Raw genomic sequence first — 23,598 nt, 5'->3', positions numbered from 1 at the left:
AGTTCCGCTGCGGTCAGCCCTGCAGGTGCTCGCCGTAGGTGCGCCGGCCCCGCTCACCCGACGAGGGCAGCGCGGCGCCGTCCCGCAGCGCGGCGCTGAGCTTGCCGGGGATGGGGGTGGCGACGACGTGCGCGCTCGGCTCACGGGCCGCCGCCCAGGCGCGGGCGATGTCGGCCACGGCGAGGTCCTCGGGACCGCCGTACTCGATCACCCCGCCGGTCGGCGCGTTCCCGACCACCTGGGCGACGTGCGCGGCGACGTCCCCGGTGTCCACGGGCTGCACGCGCCAGCCCATCGGCACCGGGAGCACCGGGCCCCGGCGGGTCGACGCGAGCAGTTCGTCGACGAACTCGTGGAACTGGGTGACCCGCAGCAGGGTGACCGGCAGGCCGGAGGCGAGCAGCACCTGCTCGGTGGCGAACTTGGCGTGGTAGTAGCCGAACGGGATCCGGTCGACCCCGACGATCGAGAGGTAGACGAGGTGCCGCAGCCGCTCGCGGTCGACCGCCTCCACCAGGCGGCGGGTGCCGGCGACGTCGGCCTGCCAGTAGTCCCCGCGCGGGTCGCTGGCCGCGTGCACGACGACCTCCGCGCCGCGCAGCGCGGTCGACAGGTCCTGGCCGGTGACCAGGTCGCCGCGGACCCCGCCGGGCCCCGCGCCGCGCCGGGACATCAGCTTCACGCTGTGCCCCGCCTCCTGGAGCGGGCCGCTGATGCGCTGGCCGAGCCGTCCGGTTCCTCCGGTGACGAGTACCTCCACGCCCCGCAGTCTGGCCGGACGACCTGCCGTCGCGCACCCCCCGGGGGACGATGATCGGATGGCGGCGCACCACCAGCCACTCGCTCCACCGCTTCCGCGGCATCTCCAGCTGGAGGTGACGTCGGCCTGCAACCTCTCGTGCGCGATGTGCCTGGTCAGCTACCGGCCGCGGATCGACCGGGCGACGGGGGCGTTCCCGATGGAGCTGTTCCGCCGGCTCCTGGACGAGCTGCCGGACCTGACCAGGCTCACCCTGCAGGGCCTCGGCGAGCCGCTGCTGCAGCCGCACCTGATGGAGATGGTCGGCGTGGCCACGGCCCGCGGCATCGAGGTCGGGTTCAACAGCAACGCCATGCTGCTCACCCGCGCCCGGTCCGAGCAGCTGGTCGCCCTCGGCCTGGGCTGGCTGCACGTCTCCCTGGACGGCGCCACCGCCGCCACCCACGAGGGCATCCGCGCCGGCGCCGACTTCGCGCGGATCACCCGCAACCTGCGCGGCCTGATCGAGGCGCGGCAGGCGGCGGGCTCGGCGAAGCCGTGGGTGCGGGTGGTCTTCGTGGCGATGCGCCGCAACGTGCACGAGCTGCCGTTGCTGGTGCGGCGGCTCGGCGAGTGGGGCGTCGACGAGCTGAGGGTGCAGGGGCTCTCGCACGACTTCGACGACACCGACCCCTCCGGGAACTACGCCGGGATCCGCGCGTTCGCGGCCACGGAGTCGCTGGGGTCCATGGACCCGGCGGAGGTCGCCGCCGTCTTCGCGGCGGCCCGCACGGCCGCCGCCGAGTGCGCGGTGTCGCTGCGGCTGCCGACGCCGGACGCCACGCCGTCCCCACGCCGGCCCGGCCACCCGGGGTGCAGCTGGCCGTGGGACGCCGCCTACGTGACCAGCCGGGGCACCGTGCAGCCGTGCTGCATGGTCATGGGCGACGACCGGGTGTCGTTGGGGTCGCTCGAGGACGACGACCTCGCCACGATCTGGCACGGCGAGGCGTACCAGGCGTTCCGCGCCGCGCTGCTCACCGACCAGCCGCCGGAGGTCTGCCGCGGTTGCTCCCTCTACCGCGGCACCTTCTGAGCTGGCCTTCGCGGGCTCAGCGCCTGGTCTCGTACCGGGTCAGGAGCACACCGTCGGGGAACGTCCGGGTCTCCACGAGGTTCAGCGCCACCCAGTCGTCCAGGGCCGTGAAGAACGGCGTGCCACCACCGACCAGGACCGGATGGGTGACCATCGCGTACTCGTCGATCAGCCCGGCCCGCATGGCCACGGCGGCGAGCGTCGCGCCGCCGATCTCCATCGGTCCGCCGTCCTCCGTCTTGAGGCGGGCCATCTCGGGAACGGCGTCGCCGGTGACCAGGCGGGTGTTCCGGTCGACCGCGCCGGCCGTCGAGGAGAACACCACCTTCGGCATGTCCCGCCAGCGGCGGGCGTACTCGATGTGCGCCGGTGTCACGCCCGGTTGCTGGTCGGCGGTCGGCCAGTGGGAGCTCATCGTCTCCCACAGCCTGCGCCCGTACAGCGCCAGGCCCGTCGCCGCCACCCGGTCGGACCAGAACTGGAACAGCTCGTCGCTCGGCACGCTCCAGCCGAGGTCGTCGCCGGGCGCGGCGATGTAGCCGTCCAGGCTCACGTTCATGGCGAAGGCCAGCTTCCGCATCGGGTCAGCTCCCCGGTGAGTCGGTCGTCGTCGTGCAGACCAGGACGGCGCCGAGGAATCATCGGTCAGCGCCAGAGGCTCAGGGTGATCGACCGCATCTGCTCGCTGAACCTGCCCTCGTCACTCGCGTCGACCAGCAGCGCCCGCAGCTCGGCGTCGAACGCCGCCACGCGCGCCCCGAACAGGTGCGGCGCGGAGCTCGACAGCGAGTAGACCGACGACGCGACCTCCTCGACCGACCGCTCGACGACCCGGCCCTCCACCTCGAACCGCGAGGGCCCGGAGAACCCGGCCGCCCGGAAGACGTCGTCCTCTCCCCCGCCCGTGCCCGACGGCAGCACGCCCTGACCGGCCCGGCGCACCGGGCCGAGGTAGCCCTCCACCAGGCGCGCCACCGACTCGCGCGGCGGCCGCGGGAACGGCAGGTCGCCGTGCGGCTCGATGCCCTCGTGCGTCGTCGCGCCCACGTGCACGAGGGCGCCGCCGGGCCGGAGCATCCGGCGCACCGCGGCGGCGACGCGCGGCCGGTCCATCCAGTGGAAGGACTGCGCGAAGGTCACGACGTCGACGGCGGGCAGGTCGGCCGGCAGCTCCTCGGCCCGCAGCCGAACCCACCGCACGTTCGGCAGCCGGGCGCCCAGCCGGGCGGCCTCCACCAGCATGTCGCCGTCGGCATCGACCCCGATCGCCTCGGCGACGTGCGGCGCGAGCAGCAGCGTCAGCGACCCGGGCCCGCAGCCCACGTCGAGCAGCCGCTGCCGGCCGTCCAGCGGCACCGCGTTGACCAGCGCGGATGCGACCGACGGCGGGTAGGGCACCCGGCCCACGACGTAGTGCGCAGCGCTGCCGGCGTACAACGTGGGGTCCCAGGTCCACGACACACGGGAAGCATCCCAAGAGGCTTTCGGGGCCTCCTGCGACGGCTGTGACGAATCGTTCACACACGCCGCGCGTGGTCCCCGTCACTCCCAGGAACGCTGCTTACCGTCGCTACCCATGCACAGCGATCCGGCCCGCGTCCAGTACCTGCACCTCGTCGCCTCCGCCCGGGCGAGCGCCGTCCGCCCGGCCAGCGTCCAGCAGGTCGCCGACATCGTGCGGGTCACCGTGGACGACGAGGTGGACACGACCACGTTCCGCGCGATCGTCAACGACGTCGCCGACGACGTCCTGCGCTGACGCCCCGATGAGCTTCCGCGCTGTCCTCTTCGACTGGCGCGGCACCCTCGTCACCACGCTGGACGAGGAGGCCTGGGCCACCGAGGCGCTGCGCCGCCTCGGCCGGGACGACGACCCCGCGCTGCTCGCCGCCGGTCTGGCGAAGGCGGCCGAGCGCCTCGACGCCCCCGGCGTCGACACCGACGCCGCCCGGCACCGCCGCACGTACCTCGAGGCGTTCGACGACCTCGGCCTCGACGGGGAACTCTCCGAAGCCCTCTACGCCGTCGAGTCCGACCTCACGCTCGACGAGTTCGCCGAAGACGCCGCGTCGACGCTGCGCGAGCTGTGCGCGGCGGGGCTGCGGCTGGCCGTCGTCAGCGACATCCACGTCGACATCCGCCCGGCCTTCGCGGCGGCCGGGCTGGACGGCGTCGTCGACGTCTTCACGCTGTCGGTCGAGCACGGCATCCAGAAGCCGGACCCGCGGATGTTCACCCGCACGCTGCGCGCTCTCGGCGTCGAGCCCGAGCACGCGCTGGTGGTCGGCGACCGCGCGGAGCGCGACGGCGCCGCCGTCGACTGCGGCATCGCCACGCTCCTGCTGCCCCCGCTGGCCTCGCCCTCCGACCGCCGGCTGCACCGCGTGCTCGCGCTCTGCCGTCGGTGAGTTCGGCGGCAAGCGTCGTTCCGGGTGGGGACGTCCACGTGGCTCCCCGCCGAGCGCCGGACGAGCGAGCGGGGGTCGTCCGGGGCGGATGAGGCGGCGGCGCGTTCCGGCGGGCGACGTTTGATCTGCCGGCCGGGATTCCCGGACCGGTGACAGGTGGGAGGCGGTGCGATGAGCCGCCCAGGGCTGACCGACGTGCGCCCGGAGCATCGGCTGGCGACGATCTTCGAGATCCACGCGGCCGGGCTCACCCTTCGCCGCGGCATCGCGGCGGTCGTGATCCTCGGCGCCGTGTTCGCCGCGCTGCACGCCCTCGACCTGGAGGCGTACGAGCTGAGCGTGCTGTTCGGCCTGCTGTTCGTGGCGGTCAGCGACCCGGGGGGCGCCTACCTGGTCCGGGCGCGCGAGATGGCCCTGGTCGGGGGCGCCGGGACGCTGCTGACCGCGCTCGGCTTCGCCGCCGGCGGGTGGCCGTGGGGGCTGGCGGTGCTGATCGTCTTCGCCGTCACCGTGCTCTGCGGGCTGGCGGTGTGCCTGGGGGTGCACCGGTTCATCGGGGCGCTGCTGCTCAACATCTGGTTGCTCGTGGCCCTGGGCACCGCGGTCTTCGACGCCCACCACGGGACGCCGCTGCACCCGTGGCCCCAGGCGCTGGCCTGGCTCACCGCCAGCGCGTTGTGGCTGGCGGCCACCTGCCTGCTGTGGCTGGCCCGCGGCCGGAAGGCGGAGACCTCGCCGTTCCCGGAGCTGCCGGGAGACGTCTCGCCGCGGCCGCTGACACGGCAGGTGGCCATCTTCGCCGCCCTGCGGGCGGTGCTCGTGGCCGGCGCCGTCGCCATCGCCCTGGGCCTGCACCTGCCCAACGCCTCCTGGCTGCCCGTCGCCACGATCATCACGCTCAAGCCCGACATCGAGCAGTCCAAGCTCATAGCCGAGCAGCGCCTGGCCGGCGCGATCCTCGGCGCCGGGCTGGCCTGCCTGGTCCTGCTCACCATCGACAACCGCTACGCCGTGGAGGCGGTGCTGGTGGTCCTCGCCGCGGTGGCGGCCTCCATCCGCTTCGTCAACTACGCCCTGTACTGCGCCGCGGTCGCCGCGACCACGCTGATCGCGATCGACCTGCCCCACCCGGACACGCTGGCGGCCGAGGGCGAGCGCGTTCTCTACACGCTCGTCGGGGTGGCCATCGGCGTGGCGGGCATGCTGCTGGCCGATCTGCTGGGCAGGCGCGCTGCCGGCTCAGCTCCCCAGCACGCCGGACGAGCGGCTGCAGGCTGAGTCCTGCCGACGCCCTGGCGTCTCTGCCGCCCGGGCGTTCACCTCCCGGTCGGACGACTTTCCCAGCCAGAACAACGCTTGCTGCCGGACTCTGCCGCCGCCTGAAGGCGAACGGGTCCGTCACAGCGTGGCGTGCGGGGCGCATCTCACATGCGAGATACCGTGGCGGGCGTGACGGTGACCGACCTTCTTCCCGAGACCGCCGGCGACGCCAGCGTCATGCAGCGGATCGGCGTCCTCGTCCGTGACGCCCGACGGCATCGCGGCCTCACCCAGCTGCAGCTCGCCGAACGCCTGGGCACCAGCCAGAGCGCCGTGGCCCGCATCGAGCAGGGCGGCCAGAACCTGACCCTCGAGCTGCTCGGCCGGCTGTCGGCGGCGCTGGGCAGCGAGCTGATCAGCGTCGGCCCGAGCACGCCGTCCGGCCCGACCCACCTGCGGGTCACCGGCGGGCGCACCCTGCACGGCAGCGTGACGGTGAAGTCGTCCAAGAACGCCGCCGTCGCCCTGCTGTGCGCCGCCCTGCTCAACCGCGGCCGGACGACGCTGCGCAACCTGGCCCGCATCGTCGAGGTCGACCGGATCCTCGACGTGCTGCGCTCGATCGGCGTCGAGGCCACCTGGGACGCGGCCGGCCGCGACCTCACCCTCGTCGTCCCCGACGAGCTGGACCTGGCCGGCATCGACGCCGACGCGGCCCGCCGCACCCGCAGCATCATCATGTTCCTGGGCCCGCTGCTGCACCGGTACGAGGACTTCCGGCTGCCCTACGCCGGCGGCTGCGACCTCGGCACGCGCACCGTCGAGCCGCACATGATCGCGCTGCGCCCGTTCGGCCTGCAGGTGCAGGCGCACGGCGGGGAGTACCAGGCCACCGTCCGTGCCGACGGGGCGCACGACCGGACGATCGTGCTGACCGAGCGGGGCGACACCGTCACCGAGAACGCGCTGCTGGCTGCGGCGCGGTCGGACTCGACGACGACCATCCGCAACGCCAGCTCCAACTACATGGTCCAGGACCTCTGCCTGTACCTGCAGCGGCTCGGGGTGGACATCCAGGGCCTGGGGACGACGACGCTGGTCGTGCGCGGCCGCCCGGTGCTGGACGCGGACGTCGACTACACGATCAGCGAGGACCCGGTCGAGGCGATGAGCCTGCTGACCGCCGGCATCGTCACCGACTCCGAGGTCACCGTCTGCCGCGCGCCGGTGGAGTTCCTCGAGATCGAGCTCGCCGTCCTGGCCGAGATGGGCCTGCGGATCGAGCGCTCCCCCGACTACCTCGCCGACAACGGGCACACCCGGCTGGCCGACCTGACCATCCGGCCGTCGGCGCTCGCGGCCCCGATCGACAAGATCCACCCGATGCCCTTCCCGGGCCTCAACATCGACAACCTGCCGTTCTTCGCGGTCATCGCCGCGCACGCCGCCGGCGAGACGCTGATCCACGACTGGGTCTACGACAACCGGGCGATCCACCTGTCGGACCTGACCCGGCTGGGCGCGAACGTGCGGCTGCTCGACCCGCACCGCGTGCTGGTCACCGGCCCCACCCGCTGGTCCAGCGCCGAAGTGGTCTGCCCCCCGGCGCTGCGGCCGGCCGTCTGCATCCTGCTGGCGATGCTCGCGGCCAAGGGCACCAGCGTGCTGCGCAACGTCGACATCATCGCCCGCGGCTACGAGCACCTGTACGAGCGGCTGGTCGAGATGGGTGCCGACATCGAGGTCTTCCACGACTGACGGGTATCCCCGCCCGGTCCGGTGGCCTCCTCCGGGCATGCGAACCGTCCAACTGCCCGCACCGCTGCGCGACCGCATCGTGAGCACGGCGACCGCCGTGCACGACGCGGGTCTGAAGTCGTTCGGCCTGCTGGTCGCCGCTCCGGAGGCGCCCGGCTTCCCCTACACGGCGACCGACGTCGTGTTCTTCGACCCGACGCGGAACCGGCGCAACGACCCGGCGCTGCGCCCGGCGTTCGAGGCGCAGGGCCGGTACTTCCGCGCCTACGACGACGCCGGTTTCGTCGCCGACCCCGCCGAGCTGCTCCGGGTGCACCGCCGGCTCGAGAGGGCCGGCCTGGAGGCGGTCGCGGTGTTCCACGTCCACCGCCGCCAGCCGGCCAACTTCTCGGTCATCGACTTCCGGCTGCACAACCCGGCCTTCCCCTGGCACCTGATCGTGTCGCTCCGCGATCCCGGGCGCCCCGACCTGCAGCCGTACGCGGTGGACAAGGACCCGGCCGCGGGGCTCGGCATCGACCCGGGCGAGCGCAACGAGGGCAGCGAGCAGTCCTATCCAGGACCGGAGGTGACCTGTCTCCGGCTGAGCGTCGGTTAGGCGGGGAGGGTGACGCCGAAGCCGTGCACGGCCAGGCGGAGCAGCACCGGGCCGGGGCGCAGCAGGTCGGCCACCCGGCCGGCGGCGAGCGCCTCGAGCTGGCCGAGCCGGCGCTCGTAGGCGCCGCTGCCGCGCAACGCCGCCTCGTGCAGGGCTGCGGTGTTGGCCCAGACCTTGCGGCGCGACTCGCGCAGGAACAGCCGGCTGGCGGCGCGGTTGGCCGGGGCCAGCACCCGGTCCAGCGTCGTCCGCCGGCCGCCGACGCGGACCAGCTCGGCGTCCTCGGCGGCCACCCGGGAGGCCAGGACGCCGTCGATCCGCTCGTGGTCGCGCTCGCGCGAGGCCAGCAGGTCGGGATCGGCGAACTCGTCGTCCGGGATGACCCGCACCAGCGACTGCGGCAGGTCGAAGTTGATGTGCGCGTTCATGCCGAGCAGCACGTGCGCCTCCGGCGGCAGCGTCCGCGCCGCGCCGAACGCCCGCCGCCACGGATCGGGGGCGCTGTCCGGGTCGAGCCGGTAGGCCTCCAGCGCGTCGAGGTAGAAGCCGGCGAAGTCGACGTCCCACTCCGCGACCCAGGCCGGGTCCTCGAACCGACCGTCGTCCAGCGCCATGCGCACGGCCTGCGTCGTGCGCAGGTACGTGCCGAGGAAGAACCGGGCCGGGTCGCCCGTGACCTCCAACTCCTCCTGAAGCGCCACCATGCGCGACAGCAGGAGGTCGACCGCTCCGCCCACGGGCCCTCCCTCTCCGGACGTCCTCTCGTCAGAGTTCTCGGGCCGCACGCGCTGGAAGGTTCAACTAGATGAGCGCGTCGAGGCCGTCGTCGAGCACGGCCCCCACCGACTCGATCGGCGGCCGCAACGGCTGGTCCAGCCCGCGCATCCGGGCCGCGTGCAGCGCCAGCAGCAGGTTGAGCCGCAGCGTCGGGTCGGTGGTGAACGGCCCGAGCAGCCGCTCCAGCTTCCCGATCCGGTAGCGCATCGTGTTGTAGTGGAAGTGCAGGCGCCGGGCCGACTCCGCCACGTTGAGGTTGGTCTCCAGCAGCACCCGCAGCGTCTCGCGCAGGTCGGCGGAGTCCGGGTCGCCGCTGTCGGCCAGCGGGCCGAGCACCTCGTCGACGTAGGACCGCAGCTCGGTGCTGTCGGGGATGAGCGACAGCAGCCGGAAGACGCCGAGCTGGTCGAAGTGCGTGACCGCGCCGCCGCCGTGGATCTCCTGCCCGACCGACAGGGCCCGCTGCGCCTGCTGGTAGGCGTCGCCGAGGCCGGTGATGTTCGCCGCCGGGCGGCCGATGCCGGTGCCGAGCACGCGGCCCACGCGGCGCAGCCGCGCGTTGACGCGCGAGGTGACCGCCGAGACCAGCGCCGAGATCTCCTCGGGCGTGTGGCCGTCGAGCGGCAGCACGGTGACGATCTCGGTGGACAGCCCGGCGACCGCGGCGCCGGCGACCTCGCCCTCCAGCGCCGCCCGCCAGCCGTCGGCCAGCCGGTCGAGGACGTCGAGGGCGCGGGTGGGATCGGCCTGCGGGTCGGCCACCGTCTCGGTCGCCGACACGAGGACGACGACCGGCCCGTCGAGCCGCCAGCCGAAGGAGCGCGTCTGCGCGAGCGCGCGCTCGGTGTGCCGCATCGAGCCGCCGACCAGCCGGCGGACCAGGTCGCCCTGGAAGCGCAGCTCGACCGAGTGCACGGCCTGCTGGCGGATCACCGACAACGCGGAGACCATCGCGGCGCGCTCCAGAACGCCACCGGCGCCGACCAGGAGCGGACCGGTGCGGTTGACCGCCACCAGCCAGCCGTGCCGCTGGTCGCCGGCCATGATCGGGGCGACGGCGTACTCCCCCACCCCGCCGGGCAGCTCGTGGTGCCCCGGGACGAGCAGGATGCCGTCGGCCGGCGAGAGGTCGGCGTCGGCGAGCACGTCGGCCGGGGTGACCACGCTCTGGTCGGCCCGGACGGCGGACACCCGCCGGGCGGGGGCGAGCTCGGCGAGCGCGTCGTCGGCGGCCGCGTCGAGCAGCCACAGCCAGTCGCTGATCTCCGCGACGTCGTCCGGGGGCCCGGCGCTGGTGACGATCTCGCGGTCGGGCCCGAGGCCCAGGACCGCGGCGCCCTCCAGGAACGTCGCGAGCTGGTCGGTGACCTCCTCCAGCCCGCCGCCGGAGAGGGCGACGTCGATGAACTGGTTCTGCATCCGCGAGGAGAGGTCGAGCGCCTCGCTCTGCTTGGCCACGACCGCCCCGAGGACCTCGGAGACGACCTCGTCCATGCGCACGCCGGAGGGCAGCGCGAGGACCGGGAAGCTGCGGCGCTCGGCCTCGGCGAGCACCTCGCCCGGCACCGGCGGCGGACCGTCGGCGCGGCGGAAGGCCAGGGCCGCGGTGCCCATGGAGACCAGCCGCTCCACCAGGGCCCGGCAGTTGGCGGGGTCGGCCGGGGGCAGCCGCGCCCCGAGGACGACGACGACGTCGGGGCCGGCGACGCCGAGCGGGTCGGAGGGGTCGTCGACGACCATGTGCCGGACCGCCCGGTCGAGACCCTGCGCCCCGGCGACGACCGTCGAGCCGGCGAGCGCGGGCAGGCGGAGGGCCTCCTCCAGCGTCAGCCCCATCCGGTCGTGCCACGAGGTGCGGGGGTCGAAAGGCTGTGAGAAAGTGGCGCGCCCACCGTCCCGACTATGACGGAACGGGAGTGCGGCGCTACGCTGCGTGGCACCTGCGAGCGAAGCATCGCTCTGTGTCACCGGCTCATCCCCCTTTGGTTGCCATCCAGAGTGCCACATCCCCGCCCGCTGTCAGGTGTCCCTGGACGGCCTCCCCCATTCTTGGCGACATCCGCCATATAGCGGCCCGCGACGCGCCGAATAGGTTCGAGACCCGGTTCACTGCAACCCGATGGATGGTAGGTCGTCACCCCAAGTGGTGAGCGCCCACCCTCCACCGGGGGACGTGGGCCAGGGCGGGGGGCCCTTGAGTACCGGCACCCCGTTGCCGCTTTTCCGCTGAGGGGCCGCCGCCATGCGCACCATCGACGAACTCACCAACTCGCCGCGCGGCCGGGCCGCCCAGGCCGGGGTCCCGCTGATCCCCCTTCCGCGCGAATCCGCGCAGGCCACCGTCCGGACCGCCCCGCCGGCCCGCGCCGCCACCGCCGTCCCCGCCTCCGCCAGCACCGGTGTCGCCGAGATGCTGCGCGGTCCGATCCGCTCGGCACGCGTGCTCATGAGCCTGCCCGCCGCGGTCTACCTGTCGGTGAGCACCGAGCGCGGCAACGACGTCGTCGGCGTCCTGACCAGCGACGCGGCACGGCTGCCGCTCGGCTGCGTGCTGTTCCGGCCGAGCAACGGCCGCCCGCTCGTCGCGCTGCCCACGGGTGCTCCGGCCGAGGTCGGGGGCGGCCGGATCATCGTGGGCGACCTCGCGGTCAGCGCCGCGGCCTGGTGGGACCCGCGGCCCCGGCTGCCGCACTCCCGGCCGGCCCTGCTGCCCGAGGGCGTGCGCCAGCTGCGCAACGCGCTCTACGGCGAGGGCGTCCCGCACAGCGCGTTCACCCTCCCCGGCCTGCCGACCGGGCCCGGCGGCCCGCTCGCCGCGCTGCGCGGCGCCGTCCGGCGTGCCGACCTCGACGCGGCGCTGCGCACCGCCGCGCGGCTGATCGGCCTCGGCCCCGGTCTCACCCCGGCCGGCGACGACGTCATGGCCGGCACCATGGCCGGCCTCGTGCTCCTCGGCCACCCGGCCGCCGAGCGGTTCGCCGCGGGGGTCTACTCGCTGGCCGCCGGTCGCACCACCGAGCTGTCCCGGGCTCTGCTGCGGCACGCCGCCGCGGGGCGGGTCAGCGGCGAGTACGCCGCCGTCCTGCAGGGCCTGGTCGGCGAGCGGCCGCTCACCCCGGCGATCGCCGGGCTGCTGGCCACCGGCTCCACCAGCGGCCGCGCCATGGCGCTGGGCCTGTGCACCGCGATCGACCTGGTCGACCGCACCACCCGCCGCTGACCTGACGTCGAAGGCCCCGCCCGGTGCTCCGGGCGGGGCCTTCGCCGTCGTCGGCCCTCGACCCTCGCGGTGTCGTCGTCACCCTCGCGTCGTGCCGCGAGGTCCGCGACCACGCGACGAGGGCGGTCCTCCTAGATGCGGGAGGCGTGGATCTTCGTGACGAGGATGGCGCGGGCGCCGAGCTCCCAGAGGTCGTCCATCACGCGGTTGGTCTCGCCCTGCGGCACCATCGCCCGGACGGCGGACCAGCCCGGCGTCTGCAGCGGGCTGACCGTCGGGCCCTCGAGCCCCGGCGTGAGCGCGGTCGCCTTCTCCAGCAGCTCGTTCGGGCAGTCGTAGTCCAGCAGCACGTACTGGCGGGCCACGAGCACGCCGCGCAGCCGCCGCCGCAGCTGCGCCACCGCCGGGATCTCCTCGGCGCCCTGACGGCGCACCAGGATCGCCTCGCTGGTCAGCACCGGCTCCCCGACCGTGCGCAGGCCCGCGGCCCGCAGTGTCGTCCCGGTCTCCACCACGTCGCAGACGGCGTCGGCCACGCCCAGCCGGCAGGCGGTCTCCACCGCGCCGTCGAGCTTGACCACGGCGGCCTTGATGCCGGCCTCGGCCAGGTAGCGCTGCAGCAGGACCGGGTAGGCGGTGGCGATCCGCTTGCCGGCGAGCTGGTCGATCCCGTCGATGCCCGACTCCACCGGGACGGCGAAGCGGAACGACGAGCGGCCGAAGCCGAGCGGCATGACCTCGACGGCGGACGGGCCCTCGACCGGCGCGGTCTCCATGAGCATGTCGCGGCCGGTGATGCCGACGTCGAGCGTCCCGGAGGCGACGTAGACGGCGATGTCGCGGGGGCGCAGGTAGAAGAACTCGGTGTCGCTGTCGGGGTCGTAGACGGCGAGGTCCTTCGTGCTGCGCCGCTGCCGGTAGCCGCTCTCGGCGAGCATCTCGGCCGCGGGCTCGCTCAGGACGCCCTTGTTGGGCACGGCGATGCGCAGCACGGGACGAGCTCCTTACGGGCGGGGACTACAGGTGAGAGTAGACGTCGTCCAGCGTCAGACCCCGCGCCAGCATGAGCACCTGCACCCGATAGAGGAGCTGGCTGATCTCCTCCGCGGTCCGGTCGAGGGACTCGTGCTCGGCCGCCATCCACGACTCGGCGGCCTCCTCGACCACCTTCTTGCCGGCGGCGTGCACGCCGTCGCGGACCGCGGAGACGGTCCCGGACGCGGGGTCGCCGGCGGCGACCTTGCCGGCCAGCTCGGCGAACAGCTCGTCGAAGGTCTTCACGCGCGGCCGTCCGCGGCCGGGGTGATCCGGAATCCGGTCTGCCGCTGCGGGGTGCGCAAGCCGCGCAGCACCAGAGCGGTCTGCAGCGCGGCGATGGTGGCCTCCCACCCCTTGTCCTCGGCCGAGCCGGGCAGCCCCGCCCGGTCGCGGGCCTGCATCTCGTCGTTCGTGGTCAGGACGCCGTTGCCGACCGGCTTGCCGGCGTCCAGGGCCACGCGGGTCAGCCCCTGGGTGACGGCGTCGCAGACGTACTCGAAGTGCGGGGTGCCGCCGCGGATCACGACGCCCAGCGCGACGACGGCGTCGTGCCGCTCGCACAGCGCCTGCGCGACGACCGACAGCTCGACCGCACCGGGGACCCGGGCCACGGTGGGCTCCTCGATGCCGGACGCCCGCGCCGCGGCGAGCGCCCGCTCGAGCAGCGAGTCGGTGATCTCGGCGTGCCAGGTGGTCGCGACGATGCCGAGGGACAGCCCCGCCGCGTCGACCGGCTCGGCGACAGGTGCCCCGGAGCCGCTCACAGCCGCTGCTCCTGCACGGGGGTGTCCGCGGGCCCGGCCTCGGTCTCCGGCTCGATGATGTCGAGCAGGTGGCCCATCCGGTCGCGCTTGGTGCGCAGGTAGTTCAGGTTCTCGGCGGTGACGTGGCTGGGCAGCGGCACCCGGCCGACGATCTTCAGCCCGTAGCCCTCCAGCCCCGCCCGCTTGGCCGGGTTGTTGGTGAGCAGCCGCATGGTGTGCACGCCGAGGTCGACGAGGATCTGCGCACCGGTGCCGTAGTCGCGGGCGTCGGCGGGCAGGCCCAGGTCGAGGTTGGCGTCGACGGTGTCCGCGCCGGCGTCCTGCAGCTGGTAGGCCTGCAGCTTGTGCAGCAGGCCGATCCCCCGGCCCTCGTGCCCGCGGATGTACAGGACGACGCCGCGGCCCTCTTGCGCGACCGCCTCCAGGGCCGCCTGCAGCTGGGGACCGCAGTCGCAGCGCAGCGAGCCGAACACGTCGCCGGTCAGGCACTCGGAGTGCACGCGGACCAGGACGTCCTCGCCGTCCCCGATGTCGCCCATGACGAACGCGACGTGCTCGCGGTTGTCGTAGGAGCTCGAGTAGCCGACCGCCTTGAAGGTGCCGGGAGCCAGCGGCACGGTCGCCTCGGCGACCCGCTCGACCAGCTTGTCGAACCGCTTGCGGTAGGCGATCAGGTCGGCGATCGAGATCAGGCACAGGTCGTGCTCGTCGGCGAAGACCCGCAGCTCGTCGCCGCGGGCCATGCCGATCGGGTCCTTCTCGCTGACCATCTCGCAGAGCACCCCGGCGGGGCGAAGGCCGGCCAGCACCGCGAGGTCCACCGCGGCCTCGGTGTGGCCGGGGCGGCGCAGCACACCGCCGTCGCGGGCCCGCAGCGGCACGATGTGGCCGGGGCGGGACAGGTCGGCCGGGCCGGTCGACGGGTCGGCGAGCAGCCGGATCGTGTGCGCGCGGTCGGCGGCGGAGATGCCGGTGCTCACGCCCTCGCGGGCGTCGACGGTGACCGTGTAGGCGGTGCCGCGGCGGTCCTGGTTGACCCGGAACATCGGCGGCAGGTCGAGCCGGTCGGCGTCGGACTCGGTGACGGGCACGCAGATGTAGCCCGAGGTGTAGCGGACCATGAAGGCCACCAGCTCGGGCGTCGCGAGCTCGGCGGCGAAGATCAGGTCGCCCTCGTTCTCGCGGTCCTCGTCGTCGATGACGACGACGGCCCGGCCGTCCTTGATGGCCGCGATCGCGTCCTCGATCGAATCGAGACGGAGCGTGCTCACCGCCGTCCCTCCAGCAGTCGTTCCACGTACTTGGCGATCACGTCGACCTCCAGGTTGACCGGGTCCCCCGTGGCACGCGTGCCCAACGTGGTCTCCCGGAGGGTGGTGGGGATGAGACTGACCTCGAACCAGGGCTCGGGGTCGGTCGCGGCGCTCACGGCGCTGACGGTCAGCGAGACGCCGTCCACGCAGATGGAGCCCTTCTCGACGACGTAGCGGGCGAGCTGCGCCGGCAGGCCGATGCGCACGACCTCCCAGTGCTCACCGGGCGTGCGGGCGAGCACCGAGCCGACGCCGTCGACGTGCCCCTGCACGATGTGCCCGCCGAGCCGGGTGTGCGCGCTGACCGCCCGCTCGAGGTTGACCGGGTCACCGGCCTGGGCCTTGCCCAGGCTGCTGCGACGGAGGGTCTCCCCCATCACGTCGGTGCTCCAGGTGCTCCCGCCCTCGTCGGTGCGGACGTCGGTGACGGTGAGGCAGACGCCGTTGACCGAGATCGAGTCGCCGAGCGCGACGTCCTCGAGGACCTTCCGCGCCCGGATCTGCAGGCGTGCGGCGTCCGACTGGTCCTCGCGGACCAGCAGGGTGCCGACCTCCTCGACGATCCCGGTGAACACGTCAATCCCTCCCGTTTCCTGCTGCTGCGTCCCCAGTGTGCCGGGTGGCCTTGAGACGGACTTGAAGGTCCCTGCCCAGAAGGGTGACGTCGCTGATGTCCAGGTCCAGCGCGTCGGCGATCGTGGGGATTCCCAGGTCGCCGACCAGCGGGGCACCGGAACCGAGCAGCTTGGGTGCGAGATGCATCACGATCTCGTCGACCAGCCCGTCGCGGAGGAACGCGGCGGCCAGGGTGGGGCCGCCCTCGAGCAGCAGCCGGCGGACGTCGCGCGCGAACAGCTCGTCGAGCAGCGCCCGCGGCGTGGCCGCGGAGCTGACGTGGGTCGGGGCGGCGTCGTCCAGCACCCGGGCGGTCGCGGGCAGCCGGCCGCGGCGGTCGACCACCACCCGCAGCGGCTGCCGGGCGCCCTCGACGTCGCGGACGGTCAGCTGCGGGTCGTCGGTGAGCGCCGTCCCCGAGCCGACGACGACGGCGTCGCAGCCGGCGCGCAACCGGTGCACCTCGGCGCGGGCCTCCGGACCGGTGATCCAGCGGCTGCTGCCGTCGGCCGCGGCGACCCGGCCGTCGAGGGTGGCGGCGACCTTCCAGACGACGCGCGGGCGGTGCTCCCGGACGCCGGTCAGCCACGAGGCGAGCGCGCCGTCCTCGGCCTCGGCGCGCTCGACGCCCTCGAGCACCTCGACGCCGGCCGCCCGCAGGCGCGCGGCGCCCCCGCCGGCCAGCTCGGTCGGCTCGGGGACGGCGACGACCACGCGGGCGATGCCCGCCGCCAGCAGCGCGTCGGCGCAGGGCCCGGTGCGGCCGGTGTGCGCGCACGGTTCGAGGGTGACGACGGCGGTGCCGCCGCGCGCCCGCTCCCCCGCCTGGGCCAGCGCGTGGACCTCGGCGTGCGGGCCGCCGGGCGGCGCGGTGGCGCCCTCGCCGGCGACCGTGCCGTCGGCGGCCAGGACCACGGCGCCGACCGGCGGGTTGGGGCTGGTGCTGCCGAGCACGGCGGCGGCGAGCTCTCGGGCCCGCGCCATCGCCTCCCGCTCGGGGGGCGTGACCTCCATCAGCCGCGCAGCGCGGCGCCGGCCTGCGCGCGCAGGGCGGCGATGGCCTTCGCCGGGTCGTCGGCGCCGTACACGGCCGAGCCGGCCACGAACACGTCCGCGCCGGCCTCGGCGGCCTGCTCGATCGTGTCGGCGTTGATGCCGCCGTCGACCTCGATGAACAGCTTCAGGTGGCCGGTCTGCACGAGCTCGCGGGCGGTGCGCACCTTGGGCAGCACCTCGGCGATGAACTCCTGGCCGCCGAAGCCGGGCTCGACGGTCATCACCAGCAGCGTGTCGAAGTCGCGCAGGACGTCGAGGTAGTCGTCGAGCGGGGTCGCGGGCTTCAGGGCGAGCCCGGCCAGCGAGCCGGCGGCGCGCAGGTCGCGGGCGACGTCGCGGGGGTCGCCGGTGCAGGCCTCGGCGTGCACGGTGACGTTGCGGGCGCCGGCCTCGGCGTAGCCGGGGGCCCACCGCTCGGGCGCCTCGATCATGAGGTGGCAGTCGAGCGGGACCGGGCTGGTCTTCTGGATCGCCTGGACGACGGGCAGCCCGAGGGTGAGGTTCGGGACGAAGTGGTAGTCCATGACGTCGACGTGCAGCCAGTCGGCGTCGGCGACCCGCTGCGACTCCTCGGCCAGACGGGCGAAGTCCGAGGAGAGCAGGCTGGGGGCGATCAGCGGTCCGTGCGACACGTCTGCCGAGTCTAGGTGGGCGGTGATCACCGCTCCCCCCGCCTCGGCCCGGGTCCGGCGCTAGCCTGCGGCCGTGACGAACGCGCTGCTCACCGGCGGCGTCGCCGTCCCGGTGCCCGGGCCGTGCTGACGCCCGACGACCTGCTCCTGGCCGCCCGGTGGGCCGGCCGGCGGTTCGCGCTCGTCCCGGACGAGATGTGGGAGCGGCCCGCCCCCGACTGGACGCCGCGGCGCACGCTCGACCACCTCGTCGACACCCTCGAGCTCTACGCGGCCTCCGTGCGCACCCGCGCGACCGCTCGGCTCGATCCGCCCCGAGACGGCGACCCGGGCGCCTCCCGGGCCGAGCTGGTGGCGCAGCTGACCCTCACCGCGGAGAAGCTCGCCGGGTTGCTGGCCGGCATGGACGACGACGAGCGCGCCTTGCACCCCTCCGGCCTCGCCGACCGCACCGGCTGGCTGGGCATGGCCGCCACGGAGGTGCTCGTGCACACCCGAGAGGCCTGCGGCCCGGACCCGGACGACGACGCCCTCGAGCCGCTGGCCGCGGCGGTCGTCGGCCGGGTGCTGCCCTGGACGCCGCCCGGCGACGGCTGGGCCCGGTTGCTCCAGGGCACCGGCCGCGCCCCGCTGGGCGACGTGCCGCCGGCCGGGGCGGACTGGTGGTGGCACAGCGCCCCGCTCGCCGAGTGGGACGGTGCACCGCGCCGCCGCAGCAGCCCGCCGCAGTGGCGCTGAGAGGTGCCTGCGACCGGTAGGGGTGACCCGCCGTCCTGCTGCGGTGAGGCCTCAGGCGGGCACGGTCACCAGCGTCACGCCGTCCGTCGTCCGGACCTCCCACGACGCGATGTCCTCGTCCTCCATCGCCACCCACCCGGTCCAGTGGAAGGTGCCGGTGTAGTTGACCGTCCAGGGGCCGGTGACCTCCTCCCGGCCGTCCCGGCTGACCGCGACCAGCTCGCACTGCGTCCCCGTGGGGACGCCGTCCAGCGCGACGGTCACGTCGGTGCCCTTGGTCGCCGGCAGGTAGGTCGCAGCGACGTGCACGCCGTCGTGCACCGCCTCCACGGTCTCCGGCGCGGCCACGGTCGAGGTGACGGCGACGCCGGTGGCCACCGCGCCGCCGATCACGAGGGCCGCCGCAGCCGAGGCCACCGCCCACCGCCAGCTCCCCTTGCGCCGGGGCGGGGCCGCGGCCGCGGCCGCCGAGCGGCGGAACCGCTCGTAGGCGAACTCGCTCGGCACGGGTGCGACCGGCGTCTCCCCCGGCGTCTGGACGCCGGCCAGCAGGCGCGGCAGCCCCTCCAGCTCCTGCACCGCCGCCGAGCAGATCGCGCACTCCTGCACGTGCTGCTGCATGAGCAGCTGCTCGTCGGGCTCGAGGGCGTCGAGGACGTACGCGCCGACCGAGATCTCGTGCTCGCACCTCACGTCGTCACCCCCCTCTCCTCGAGAGCCAGTTTGAGGGCCCGCAGGCCGTAGAACACGCGCGACTTCACAGTTCCCACCGGGATGCCGAGCACGGTCGCCGCCTCCGTGACGGTGCGACCGGCGTAGTACGTGTGCAGCAAGGCCTCCCTGTGCGCCGGGGCGAGGGTCGCTAGCGCGTCGGAGACCAGCCACCTCTCCAGCGCCTCGTCGATCCCGTCGTCGATGCCGAGGTCGGCCAGCCCCTCGTCGCCGACCTCGGACGGGCGCGCCTGCCGCGCCCGGTAGTGGTCGATGGCCACCCGGCGGGCCACCGTCAGCAGCCACGGCCGCACCGGCCCGCGGGCCGGGTCGAGCACCTCCGGGTGCCGCCAGGCCTGCAGCAGCGTCTCCTGGACGACGTCCTCGGCGCGGCCGCGGTCACCGCCGGTCAGCCGCAGCACGAAGGCCAGCAGCGGACCGGCGTGCTCGTCCCACAGACGGCGCAGGGTGGCGTCGTCATCGGACCCGGTGAACCCGACGCGGCTCACGCGCCCCACGATCACGCCCGGCGCCTGCGCTGTCGAGCGAGTGCGACCACCGCGTAGCCGGCCAGGACCAGGAAGCCGACCGACTCCACGAGGATCGTCGGCACGACGAGGCTCGCCCGGAGCGACTCGACGAAGCCGAACAGGCCGACGGTCAGGCTGAGCACGAGCGCGCCCAGCGTGCCGAGCTCCAGCAGCCCGGCCGGCAGCGCCACCCAGGGCAGCCACCGCGTCGGCGTCACCAGCACCGCGAGCGCGGCGAGGCCGGCGAGCACGACGTTGGCCAGGAACAGCGGCCCGATCCAGGGGACGGCGCGGTAGCCGTCCAGCCACAGGTCGAGGTGGATCCAGCCGGTCGCGACCAGCATCGCCGCGCCGACGACGCGCACGGACAGGGTCAGGGTCCGTTGCGTCGCCGAGTCGTCCTCCGGCCCGCGGACGGGGTCGGTGCGCAGCTGAGTCGTCATCGCCTCAACCGACCGTGATGTCGGTTTCCATGCCCAGCTGCCGGTGGCCGGGCACCGGGCAGTAGAGCTCGTACTTGCCCTTCTGCAGGGTCACCGTGATCGACGACGACCCGCCCGGTGCGATCTCCTGGGCCTTCTGGTCCTCCACGCCCGGCCCGTCGATCTCGAGCCCGTGCGTGGTGCCGCCGGTGTTGCTCAGCTGGAAGGTGTACCGGCCGGGCGAGAAGGTGTTCATCGACAGCGTCAGCGAGTACTCCTTCGCCGTCACCATCACGGTGGTGGGCGTGCCCTGGCCCGCGCCCGAGGCGGCCGCGGCCGACTCGGCGGAGGACGACGGCGACGATCCGCTCGTCGACGTTGACGCGGCGCTCCCGCCGCCGCCGCCGCTCCCGCCGCACGCGGAGAGCACCGCGGCGGCGAGCAGGCCGACCGCTGCACCGGCGATGCCTGCGCGCATGGTGTGCCTCCTTCGATCGCGGCTCACTGCGCTTCACGCAGAGCCGGGTGCGTTCGGTTCACACAGCGCGGTCGCACACCCCGACCCTGACCCGGACGACGTCGCGGTTCCCATGGCACCTTGGGACTAGTACCGGGTACTTGTTCTTTCAAGTATCGGGCTCTACGCTCACCGCCGTGACCCGCATCACCGTCGGAGGCTCCGCGGTCCTGCGTTTCACCCTCGCCGGGTTCGTGGTCACCGCCGCGCTCGCGGCCGCGACCGGCGTCCTCGCCCAGCGCGCCGGCGAGCACGAGGCCACCCGGTCGGCCGAGGGGATCGCTCGCGTGGTGGCCACCGGCGTCGTGGCACCGGCGCTGAGCCCGGGGCTGGCGGCCGGTGATCCCACCGCGCGGGGCGCGCTCGCCGCGGCCGTCGCCCCGGTGCTGGCCGACGGCACGGTCGTGCGGGTGAAGGTGTGGGCGCCCGACGGGCGCACCCTCTGGTCCGACGAGCCCCGCCTGATCGGCGTGCGCTTCTCCCTGGACGACGAGGCGCGCGAGGCCCTCGAGGGCGACACGGTGATCTCCGACATCACCGACCTGAGCCGGCCGGAGAACCGGTTCGAGCGGGGTCACGGCCAGCTGCTGGAGGCCTACGTCGCCGTCCACGACACGACCGGGGCGCCCTTGGTCGTGGAGGTCTACCAGAAGTACCGAGCCGTGGCCGACGCGGCGCGGGAGACCTGGTGGAGCTTCGCGCCGGCCGCACTCGGCGCACTGGCGCTGCTCCAGGCGGTGCAGGTGCCCTTCGCCTGGCGCCTCACCCGCCGGCTGCGCCGCGCCCAGGAGGCCGAGGCGGCACTGCTCCAGGCGGCGGTGGACGCCTCGCAGGCCGAGCGCCGCCGGATCGCGCGCGACGTGCACGACGGCGTCGTCCAGGACCTCACCGGGCTCACGTTCGGGCTCGACGCGGCTCGGCTGGGCGGGGTGGACGACGACGCGAGCGGGTTGATCACCCGGACGGCGGCGGGCCTGCGCCGCTGCGTGAGCGAGCTGCGGCGGCTGCTGGTGGACCTCAACCCGCCACCGCTGCCGGAGGGCGGGTTGGAGCCGGCGCTGTCCGTGCTGGCCGAGGGGCTGCGACGGGAAGGACGCGAGGTCACGATGCGGATCGACACGGGGGACGGCGCGCTGCCGCGGCCGGCGGCGGCGCTGCTGCACCGCTGCGCGCTGGAGGCGGTGCGCAACGTCTCGGCGCACAGCGGGGCGCAGCGCGTGCAGATCGACCTGGTCGCGGACGAGGACACCGCGACGCTCACCGTCGCCGACGACGGCGTCGGGTTCGACGACGTGCGCCTGGCCAGCCGCAGCGCCGCGGGCCACCTGGGCCTCCGGGCGATGGAGGACCTCCTGGCGGAGTCCGGCGGCTCGCTGGTCGCCACGAGCACGCCCGGGAGCGGCACCCGGCTGACGGCCACCGTGCCGTTGGCGAGCGCACCGGCTCTCGTGGGAGCGGCCCGGTGATCCGGGTCCTGGTCACCGACGACCACGCCGTCGTCCGGGCCGGCCTGTCGCACCTGGTCGCCACCGCCGCCGACATGGAGTGCGTCGGCGAGGCGCCCCACGGCGCGGCCGCCCTCGAGACGATCGCCGAACTGCGCCCGGACGTCGTCCTGCTCGACCTGTCGATGCCGGTGCTGGACGGCGTCGGGGTGATCCGCGCCCTGCGGGCCGCCGGGGACCGGGTCGGCATCCTCGTGCTGACCTCGTTCAGCGACGCCGACATGGTGCTCGAGGCGGTGCACGCCGGGGCCGACGGCTACCTGCTCAAGCAGAGCGAGGCCGAGGCCGTGCTCGGCGGGATCCGTGCCGTCGCGCGGGGCGACAGCCCCGTCGACCCGAGCGTGACCCGCTCGCTGCTGTTCGAGCGGCGCGAGCGCGCCCAGAGCGACGAGCTGACCGACCGGGAGCGGGAGGTCCTGGAGCTGATCCGGCAGGGGCTGCCCAACAAGTCGATCGGCCGCCGGCTGGGCATCAGCGAGCGGACGGTCAAGGCGCACGTCACGCACATCCTGCAGCGGCTCGGCGTCCCCGACCGGACGCAGGCCGCGCTGTGGGCCGAGCGGCACCTCCGCGCTTCCGCCTGAGCCTCGACCGCCTCGTACCTCGTCGAGATGCGCCCCAGATACCCATCCCGCGCCCGAAGACGACGCTGCAGGTTCGTCAGTTGACGAGGATCTCGGTTCCGTCTGGTCGCCACGTTCGCCAGCGCCCGCCCGGATCTCGTTCGACCCGGAACCCATGGTGGACCTTCGTGTGGTGCCGTTCGCACAGCAGCGCGGAGTTCTCCAGGGAGGTTGCGCCGCCCAAGATCCATTCGAGCAGATGATGAACGTCGCACCAGTAGTGCGGGGCCACACAGCCGGCGAACACGCAGTGCCTGTCCCGGTGCTCCACTGCCCGGCGCAGGTGCGGAGGCACGACGCGCTGGGTGCGCCCGACGTCCAGCGGGAGGCCGTCGGGATCGATCACGAGGCGGGTGATCTGCGCATCGCAGGCCAGCCCCCGAGCCTTCGCGGCCGACAGCAGGTCACCGAAGCCGGTGGCCGCCGCGCCCATGTGGTGGTCCGGGTCGGCCAGGTCGTCGCCGTCGACGGTGATGACCACATGCGGCCTGACCGTGCGGTTGATCGGCAGCACACCCGAGGCCAGGGCGTTGTCGGTCAGCTGCACGAGCGAGTCGGCCAACTGCTGGGCGCGCGTGCGCGTGTCGCCCTTGCCGCGGCCGGCCTGCAGGATCGCTTCGAGTGCGGCTTGCAGCTTCTCGCCGCCGACCGCGTCGAGCTCGCCGCGGATGCCTAGTGCCCCGTCGGCGTGCTTGATCAGCGATAGCCGGCGGCCCTCGGTGGGGTCGGGTTCGGCTCCGTCGGGGTCTAGCGCCTGCCGGTAGTGCCGCACCACGGCCACGAGCTGCTCGTGCGACTGGGTGGTGGCGACGGTGGCCATCGCCTGGTCGACCGCGGCCAGGTCGACGTCCTGGGCGTCGGCTCTGGCCAGCTCCTCGGGTCGGGCGATCCAGGCGATCACCCCTGCCTGCGCCGCGGTCACGGCACCGTCGGCGAACGCTGCTGCCACCGCGGGCAGCTGCTCCATCGCCCGCCCGGTGGCCACCAGCTCCGCCGCGGCGTGCGCTGAGAACCGCGCGTGCCCGCGCAGCCACGAGGCCATGGTCTTCTTGCCGTCGAACTCGGGCGCACCGGCGACCTCGCACTGTCGCACCGTGCGGGCCACCTCGGCGGCCAGCCGGTTCTGAGCCTTCAGCAGTTCACCCAGCCGCTCCAGCAGCTGCGGGCCGAACATCGCGGGCAGGTCGTCGACGGCGAGGGCATCGAGGGTCGAGGCCAGCTCTCCCACGACACCTCCCGATTACGTCGACCTGTACAGGTGTTCGAATCATATCGCGG

The 23,598-nt window shown here is 74.2% G+C and carries 27 protein-coding genes; 10 read left to right on the top strand and 17 right to left on the bottom strand.

Annotation, left to right across the window (positions count from 1 at the left end; all coding sequences use genetic code 11):
• Window positions 1-13: 13 nt before the first annotated feature.
• On the bottom strand, window positions 14-760 hold the full coding sequence (locus GGQ55_RS21145) for an SDR family oxidoreductase (RefSeq protein WP_179720133.1): 747 nt from the start codon (window positions 758-760) through the stop codon (window positions 14-16).
• 115 nt (window positions 761-875) lie between these two features.
• Here GGQ55_RS21145 and GGQ55_RS21140 point away from each other — a divergent pair, with 115 nt between their 5' ends.
• Window positions 876-1,835 (top strand): SPASM domain-containing protein, encoded by a 960-nt coding sequence (locus tag GGQ55_RS21140; protein WP_218859365.1) that lies wholly within the window; start codon window positions 876-878, stop codon window positions 1,833-1,835.
• Window positions 1,836-1,851: 16 nt separating this feature from the next.
• Here GGQ55_RS21140 and GGQ55_RS21135 read toward each other — a convergent pair whose 3' ends face one another.
• Both GGQ55_RS21135 and GGQ55_RS21130 read right to left on the bottom strand, forming a co-directional pair.
• Complete coding sequence (locus tag GGQ55_RS21135) at window positions 1,852-2,415, bottom strand: dihydrofolate reductase family protein (RefSeq protein WP_179720129.1); 564 nt, start codon at window positions 2,413-2,415, stop codon at window positions 1,852-1,854.
• A 65-nt stretch (window positions 2,416-2,480) separates the two neighbouring features.
• A complete protein-coding gene (locus tag GGQ55_RS21130) occupies window positions 2,481-3,296 on the bottom strand; it encodes a class I SAM-dependent methyltransferase (protein WP_179720127.1) in 816 nt (271 codons plus the stop codon).
• A gap of 115 nt (window positions 3,297-3,411) precedes the next feature.
• Between GGQ55_RS21130 and GGQ55_RS21125 the strand changes: the two genes are divergently transcribed.
• The 5 genes from GGQ55_RS21125 to GGQ55_RS21105 all read left to right on the top strand — a co-directional run bounded on the left by GGQ55_RS21125 (window position 3,412) and on the right by GGQ55_RS21105 (window position 7,859).
• Window positions 3,412-3,594 carry a hypothetical protein gene (locus GGQ55_RS21125; protein WP_179720125.1) on the top strand — a complete coding sequence of 61 codons (183 nt, stop codon included), beginning with the start codon at window positions 3,412-3,414 and terminating at the stop codon, window positions 3,592-3,594.
• 7 nt (window positions 3,595-3,601) lie between these two features.
• Window positions 3,602-4,243 carry an HAD family hydrolase gene (locus tag GGQ55_RS21120; protein ID WP_179720123.1) on the top strand — a complete coding sequence of 214 codons (642 nt, stop codon included), beginning with the start codon at window positions 3,602-3,604 and terminating at the stop codon, window positions 4,241-4,243.
• Between the two features lie 171 nt (window positions 4,244-4,414).
• A complete protein-coding gene (locus tag GGQ55_RS21115; RefSeq protein WP_179720121.1) occupies window positions 4,415-5,521 on the top strand; it encodes an FUSC family protein in 1,107 nt (368 codons plus the stop codon).
• A 171-nt stretch (window positions 5,522-5,692) separates the two neighbouring features.
• Entirely contained in the window at window positions 5,693-7,261 is a 1,569-nt protein-coding gene (locus tag GGQ55_RS21110; protein WP_366489899.1) for a helix-turn-helix domain-containing protein, read from the top strand.
• A 37-nt stretch (window positions 7,262-7,298) separates the two neighbouring features.
• Window positions 7,299-7,859 carry a M67 family metallopeptidase gene (locus GGQ55_RS21105; protein ID WP_179720117.1) on the top strand — a complete coding sequence of 187 codons (561 nt, stop codon included), beginning with the start codon at window positions 7,299-7,301 and terminating at the stop codon, window positions 7,857-7,859.
• Here the strand turns inward: GGQ55_RS21105 and GGQ55_RS21100 are convergent.
• The gene (locus GGQ55_RS21100) at window positions 7,856-8,596 is read right to left on the bottom strand and encodes a DUF5995 family protein (protein WP_179720115.1); all 741 of its coding nucleotides are present in this window, start codon (window positions 8,594-8,596) and stop codon (window positions 7,856-7,858) included. The two genes, GGQ55_RS21105 and GGQ55_RS21100, sit on opposite strands and share 4 nt — an antisense overlap.
• 64 nt (window positions 8,597-8,660) lie before the next feature.
• Window positions 8,661-10,472, bottom strand: coding sequence for a PucR family transcriptional regulator (locus GGQ55_RS21095; RefSeq protein WP_179720113.1), 1,812 nt, complete (start codon window positions 10,470-10,472; stop codon window positions 8,661-8,663).
• A gap of 406 nt (window positions 10,473-10,878) precedes the next feature.
• Between GGQ55_RS21095 and GGQ55_RS21090 the strand changes: the two genes are divergently transcribed.
• Window positions 10,879-11,856 carry an oxamate carbamoyltransferase subunit AllH family protein gene (locus GGQ55_RS21090; RefSeq protein ID WP_179720111.1) on the top strand — a complete coding sequence of 326 codons (978 nt, stop codon included), beginning with the start codon at window positions 10,879-10,881 and terminating at the stop codon, window positions 11,854-11,856.
• 131 nt (window positions 11,857-11,987) lie between these two features.
• Here the strand turns inward: GGQ55_RS21090 and hisG are convergent, their stop codons facing one another.
• From hisG to rpe, 7 genes are read right to left on the bottom strand one after another with little or no spacing between them, the layout of a single operon-like run.
• Window positions 11,988-12,848 (bottom strand): ATP phosphoribosyltransferase, encoded by an 861-nt coding sequence (gene hisG, locus GGQ55_RS21085; RefSeq protein ID WP_179720109.1) that lies wholly within the window; start codon window positions 12,846-12,848, stop codon window positions 11,988-11,990.
• 25 nt (window positions 12,849-12,873) lie between these two features.
• The gene (locus GGQ55_RS21080; protein ID WP_179720107.1) at window positions 12,874-13,137 is read right to left on the bottom strand and encodes a phosphoribosyl-ATP diphosphatase; all 264 of its coding nucleotides are present in this window, start codon (window positions 13,135-13,137) and stop codon (window positions 12,874-12,876) included.
• Window positions 13,134-13,658 carry a 6,7-dimethyl-8-ribityllumazine synthase gene (ribH, locus tag GGQ55_RS21075; RefSeq protein ID WP_179720105.1) on the bottom strand — a complete coding sequence of 175 codons (525 nt, stop codon included), beginning with the start codon at window positions 13,656-13,658 and terminating at the stop codon, window positions 13,134-13,136. Before ribH ends, GGQ55_RS21080 begins: the two co-directional genes overlap by 4 nt.
• Window positions 13,655-14,929, bottom strand: coding sequence for a bifunctional 3,4-dihydroxy-2-butanone-4-phosphate synthase/GTP cyclohydrolase II (locus GGQ55_RS21070; RefSeq protein ID WP_179720103.1), 1,275 nt, complete (start codon window positions 14,927-14,929; stop codon window positions 13,655-13,657). The genes ribH and GGQ55_RS21070 overlap by 4 nt, the downstream gene beginning before the upstream one ends.
• Complete coding sequence (locus GGQ55_RS21065; protein WP_179720101.1) at window positions 14,926-15,546, bottom strand: riboflavin synthase; 621 nt, start codon at window positions 15,544-15,546, stop codon at window positions 14,926-14,928. Before GGQ55_RS21065 ends, GGQ55_RS21070 begins: the two co-directional genes overlap by 4 nt.
• A gap of 1 nt (window position 15,547) precedes the next feature.
• Window positions 15,548-16,600: a bifunctional diaminohydroxyphosphoribosylaminopyrimidine deaminase/5-amino-6-(5-phosphoribosylamino)uracil reductase RibD gene (gene ribD, locus GGQ55_RS21060; RefSeq protein ID WP_179720099.1), complete on the bottom strand. Its 1,053-nt coding sequence runs from the start codon at window positions 16,598-16,600 to the stop codon at window positions 15,548-15,550.
• Window positions 16,600-17,274 carry a ribulose-phosphate 3-epimerase gene (gene rpe / locus GGQ55_RS21055; protein ID WP_179720097.1) on the bottom strand — a complete coding sequence of 225 codons (675 nt, stop codon included), beginning with the start codon at window positions 17,272-17,274 and terminating at the stop codon, window positions 16,600-16,602. The genes ribD and rpe overlap by 1 nt, the downstream gene beginning before the upstream one ends.
• Window positions 17,275-17,397: 123 nt before the next feature.
• Between rpe and GGQ55_RS21050 the strand changes: the two genes are divergently transcribed.
• Window positions 17,398-18,012, top strand: coding sequence for a DinB family protein (locus tag GGQ55_RS21050; protein ID WP_179720095.1), 615 nt, complete (start codon window positions 17,398-17,400; stop codon window positions 18,010-18,012).
• A 51-nt stretch (window positions 18,013-18,063) separates the two neighbouring features.
• Here GGQ55_RS21050 and GGQ55_RS21045 read toward each other — a convergent pair whose 3' ends face one another.
• From GGQ55_RS21045 to GGQ55_RS21030, 4 genes are read right to left on the bottom strand one after another with little or no spacing between them, the layout of a single operon-like run.
• Window positions 18,064-18,705 (bottom strand): anti-sigma factor, encoded by a 642-nt coding sequence (locus GGQ55_RS21045; RefSeq protein WP_179720093.1) that lies wholly within the window; start codon window positions 18,703-18,705, stop codon window positions 18,064-18,066.
• Window positions 18,702-19,232: a sigma-70 family RNA polymerase sigma factor gene (locus GGQ55_RS27300; protein ID WP_366489894.1), complete on the bottom strand. Its 531-nt coding sequence runs from the start codon at window positions 19,230-19,232 to the stop codon at window positions 18,702-18,704. Before GGQ55_RS27300 ends, GGQ55_RS21045 begins: the two co-directional genes overlap by 4 nt.
• Window positions 19,233-19,243: 11 nt before the next feature.
• Complete coding sequence (locus GGQ55_RS27295; RefSeq protein ID WP_179720089.1) at window positions 19,244-19,696, bottom strand: hypothetical protein; 453 nt, start codon at window positions 19,694-19,696, stop codon at window positions 19,244-19,246.
• Window positions 19,697-19,700: 4 nt separating this feature from the next.
• Window positions 19,701-20,153, bottom strand: a complete 453-nt coding sequence (locus GGQ55_RS21030; RefSeq protein ID WP_179720087.1) for a plastocyanin/azurin family copper-binding protein — start codon at window positions 20,151-20,153, stop codon at window positions 19,701-19,703.
• A gap of 176 nt (window positions 20,154-20,329) precedes the next feature.
• On the opposite strand from GGQ55_RS21030, the gene GGQ55_RS28590 reads away from it, so the two are divergent.
• Together GGQ55_RS28590 and GGQ55_RS21020 are read left to right on the top strand one after the other, a co-directional pair.
• Window positions 20,330-21,658 carry a sensor histidine kinase gene (locus tag GGQ55_RS28590; RefSeq protein WP_179720085.1) on the top strand — a complete coding sequence of 443 codons (1,329 nt, stop codon included), beginning with the start codon at window positions 20,330-20,332 and terminating at the stop codon, window positions 21,656-21,658.
• Entirely contained in the window at window positions 21,655-22,281 is a 627-nt protein-coding gene (locus GGQ55_RS21020; protein ID WP_179720083.1) for a response regulator, read from the top strand. The genes GGQ55_RS28590 and GGQ55_RS21020 overlap by 4 nt, the downstream gene beginning before the upstream one ends.
• A gap of 76 nt (window positions 22,282-22,357) precedes the next feature.
• On the opposite strand, the gene GGQ55_RS21015 is transcribed toward GGQ55_RS21020, so the two are convergent.
• Complete coding sequence (locus GGQ55_RS21015) at window positions 22,358-23,548, bottom strand: HNH endonuclease (RefSeq protein WP_179720081.1); 1,191 nt, start codon at window positions 23,546-23,548, stop codon at window positions 22,358-22,360.
• Window positions 23,549-23,598 lie beyond the last annotated feature (50 nt).

The organism is Petropleomorpha daqingensis, from assembly GCF_013408985.1.
Classification (GTDB): Bacteria; Actinomycetota; Actinomycetes; order Mycobacteriales; family Geodermatophilaceae; genus Petropleomorpha; species Petropleomorpha daqingensis.
Note: the sequence above shows the minus strand (reverse complement) of the source record. Positions and strands in the feature narration are given on the sequence as shown.

What these genes read in the sequence shown, in the direction of transcription:
- GGQ55_RS21135 (WP_179720129.1), bottom strand. Translation starts at nt 2,415, where the DNA reads ATGCGGAAGCTGGCCTTCGCCATGAACGTGAGCCTGGACGGCTACATC.
- GGQ55_RS21125 (WP_179720125.1), top strand. Translation starts at nt 3,412, where the DNA reads ATGCACAGCGATCCGGCCCGCGTCCAGTACCTGCACCTCGTCGCCTCC.
- GGQ55_RS21120 (WP_179720123.1), top strand. Translation starts at nt 3,602, where the DNA reads ATGAGCTTCCGCGCTGTCCTCTTCGACTGGCGCGGCACCCTCGTCACC.
- GGQ55_RS21115 (WP_179720121.1), top strand. Translation starts at nt 4,415, where the DNA reads ATGAGCCGCCCAGGGCTGACCGACGTGCGCCCGGAGCATCGGCTGGCG.
- GGQ55_RS21105 (WP_179720117.1), top strand. Translation starts at nt 7,299, where the DNA reads ATGCGAACCGTCCAACTGCCCGCACCGCTGCGCGACCGCATCGTGAGC.
- GGQ55_RS21095 (WP_179720113.1), bottom strand. Translation starts at nt 10,472, where the DNA reads ATGGGGCTGACGCTGGAGGAGGCCCTCCGCCTGCCCGCGCTCGCCGGC.
- GGQ55_RS21090 (WP_179720111.1), top strand. Translation starts at nt 10,879, where the DNA reads ATGCGCACCATCGACGAACTCACCAACTCGCCGCGCGGCCGGGCCGCC.
- ribD (WP_179720099.1), bottom strand. Translation starts at nt 16,600, where the DNA reads ATGGAGGTCACGCCCCCCGAGCGGGAGGCGATGGCGCGGGCCCGAGAG.
- GGQ55_RS27295 (WP_179720089.1), bottom strand. Translation starts at nt 19,696, where the DNA reads ATGACGACTCAGCTGCGCACCGACCCCGTCCGCGGGCCGGAGGACGAC.
- GGQ55_RS21030 (WP_179720087.1), bottom strand. Translation starts at nt 20,153, where the DNA reads ATGCGCGCAGGCATCGCCGGTGCAGCGGTCGGCCTGCTCGCCGCCGCG.